At 36.7% G+C, this 1,263-nt stretch carries 2 protein-coding genes; both read left to right on the forward strand.

Annotated elements, in window-relative coordinates; all coding sequences use genetic code 11:
• Positions 1-164 precede the first annotated feature (164 nt).
• Positions 165-809 (forward strand): hypothetical protein, encoded by a 645-nt coding sequence (locus VJL_RS27490; RefSeq protein ID WP_038882520.1) that lies wholly within the window; start codon positions 165-167, stop codon positions 807-809.
• Positions 806-1,111: a hypothetical protein gene (locus tag VJL_RS27495; protein ID WP_152436706.1), complete on the forward strand. Its 306-nt coding sequence runs from the start codon at positions 806-808 to the stop codon at positions 1,109-1,111. The genes VJL_RS27490 and VJL_RS27495 overlap by 4 nt, the downstream gene beginning before the upstream one ends.
• The last annotated feature ends 152 nt before the right edge of the window (positions 1,112-1,263 follow it).

Below are 1,263 nucleotides of genomic sequence, written 5' to 3' on the forward strand. Positions count from 1 at the left end.
GCCGCATTAAGGTGTGAGCGACGCTTGGCTATACTTGAGCGAAGCGAAACTGCCAAGCGTTGCGAATCACTCTTAAATGCTTTGTTATATGCATGATATCTACTAGCTTAGCCGAAAGGCAAAATGTTATACTATTCAGTACGTAACGACACTAAAAACTGCAAATGAATAGCATTGATGACATAATCAACAGATCTGAAGAGCTTGCCAAGCTATCAGAAATAATTTTTGAAAAAACTGACGCTGAACTAAGAAAAGACCCATCAGAGATTTACCAGTATGAACATGATGCCCTAGAGCTACAACGCCTCCAATCAGACGAAATTGCACATCAAACAAATGATCTAAACAAGATAAAAGCAAAATATAAAGCCATCAGCGATGAAGTCGCTACGCTACAAGCTGACATCGATAAAAAGTTCATACAGAAAAACAGCATTAGAAAAACAATAATAAACTCATTACTTATGCTTGTTTCAATTGGGGCTTCTGCATATGTATTTTCACTGGAAAATTTAACTGAAAGCATCACTGACTACATTAACTACGTTGCACTTTTTGTAACTTTTATCGTACTCTTTTATACAATTCGATTAAACAGTAGCGCATTAAAGACAAGCAAAGAGGAACACGAACTTACGCAAAAACTAATAATTTCTTCGCGCACTCTTGAAGAAATTGAAAAAAATGAAGCTAGAGTTACTAAAATCATTGAACTATTCAATCAAAGCAAAGAGTTGATTGGAGAAAATAGAAACATGATGCAGCGCCTGAGAAATCTTATTGATTGCAATAAGGAGACTCAGTGATGCATGCTATAGCTTCCCTATCGATTCAACAGCAATTTTTGTATCTTGTTATAATTTGGATATTTCTAATTATTTGCAGGAGTTTACAGCTTAAATCACTTCCTAACGACTCTTGTTTTTTAAAAGCAATTGGGGTTTGCTTCGGCATTTTTGCAATATTTGGAATCTTAAAGATAACCAACACGCTTTCAGTTGATACATCAAGTGACCTATTACTAGCGCTATTCACTAGCTTTGCCGCACAATTATGGTTAATGCTTAAGCTAATTGGTGCATTTTTCAAAAGCGCAGATACTGAATAATGCATATAACGCCCTGTTAAGGGGTGAGCAACGCAATACCGAAGCCGCTGCAAACCACCTTAAACACTAAACTCAACGCATAGTGAAAATGCCACGCGTTGCGAATCCCTCTTGAACAGTTTGTTAGTTTTATTGCTGGCGACTCAGTAACA

Origin of the sequence: Vibrio jasicida CAIM 1864 = LMG 25398, from assembly GCF_000400365.1 — a bacterium.
GTDB lineage: Bacteria > Pseudomonadota > Gammaproteobacteria > Enterobacterales > Vibrionaceae > Vibrio > Vibrio jasicida.